We start from the raw sequence: 401 nt of genomic DNA on the forward strand, positions 1-401 counted from the left end.
GCTGGAAAAATCCGCTGCCTGACCTCGGTGGGCGTGCTCGGCACCGGCTTCAACGCCCCGGAGGTCGACCTCGTGGCGCTGCTGCGCCCGACCCGCAGCCCCGGCCTCTACGTGCAGCAGGTCGGCCCTGCCCCGGAGGCGAAGGCGGAGGCGCCCTGGCATCCGGTGACGGACCTGAGCCTGGAGGCCGCCCCGGACGGGCTCGACCTCGTGCTCGGCTGGCGGGACGGCGGCGCCGCGGCCGACTGGCGGGTGCGCCTGCGGCCCGGGCGCAGCGGCTACGAGCGGGAGAAGGCGGTGCTGTGGTGGCGCGGGCTCGGCGGCGGCCGCGACGCGCCGATGGATGCCGCCGGCTTCCTGGAGCGGGCCGATTCCCTGGCCCGGCCGGCGGCGATCCGGAT

1 pseudogene is annotated in these 401 nt (G+C 77.3%); it reads left to right on the forward strand.

Annotated features, from left to right (window positions below):
• Positions 1-401 (forward strand): annotated as a pseudogene (locus FV233_RS29910) (ATP-dependent helicase); the annotation flags it as partial.

The sequence above is a fragment of the Methylobacterium sp. WL7 genome, from assembly GCF_008040085.1.
GTDB classification, from domain to species: domain Bacteria; phylum Pseudomonadota; class Alphaproteobacteria; order Rhizobiales; family Beijerinckiaceae; genus Methylobacterium; species Methylobacterium mesophilicum.